Origin of the sequence: Methanocalculus natronophilus, from assembly GCF_038751955.1 — an archaeon.
Lineage (GTDB): Archaea > Halobacteriota > Methanomicrobia > Methanomicrobiales > Methanocorpusculaceae > Methanocalculus > Methanocalculus natronophilus.
Genome location: NZ_JBCEXH010000061.1, coordinates 1 through 683, shown reverse-complemented (window position 1 = coordinate 683; position 683 = coordinate 1). Strand labels below are relative to the sequence as shown.

At 33.2% G+C, this 683-nt stretch carries 1 protein-coding gene and 1 riboswitch; the gene reads left to right on the top strand.

What is annotated here, in order from left to right; genetic code table 11:
• Positions 1-277 precede the first annotated feature (277 nt).
• Positions 278-413, top strand: a riboswitch (Lysine riboswitch).
• 60 nt (positions 414-473) lie between these two features.
• On the top strand, positions 474-683 hold a 210-nt coding region (locus tag ABCO64_RS10410; RefSeq protein WP_425463708.1), incomplete at its 3' end, for a hypothetical protein.

The following is a 683-nucleotide window of genomic DNA, read 5'->3' as shown; positions in this document are numbered from 1 at the left end:
TATGGAATGTATCAACACGTTTTAATTGTCATTCATGGGATCACAACTTTTGGATTATTTATCTCTCAATTTTTACTCATTCATTGGATAAACTTTTACCATTCAATGATTCATTGGTTGATGATATCGCTAATATTTATCCCATTACTTATTGGACATATTTATTATCATACTTTATTTAAAAACCACGTGTATAAGGCATCGATTGAGATTTATTCATAAGGTGGAAGTTTTGACTTAAACCATTTTAAGTGTTAGTATTCAAGAGATAAATACCCTTTATAAAAGAGGTCGCAAAGTCTATGAGTACAAGTAGGAAAGGAGCCTTTGCCGAAGCACACGCTGATGGTGCATAGAATATATGTATCATTGTTTTTCCTTTTGCCAAAAAGGAAAGATGAGCTTTTATAAAGTGGGGCAGCGTGTGTCCCATGAGATCATCTCATGGGATTTTTAATTGAAGGAATGATAGTATGAAACATTTATTTGAAACTGTAAAACAATATCGAAGAGATTTGCATCAAATCCCTGAATTGAGTTATGATCTTTTTAAGACCCACGATTACGTAAAGCATGTTTTAGATGGTTTGGGATATAAGACTTTTAGTATTGCAAAAACTGGCGTGATTGCGATAAAAGAAGGCACTATGGATGAAGGGATTGCATTTCGTGCAGATATGGAT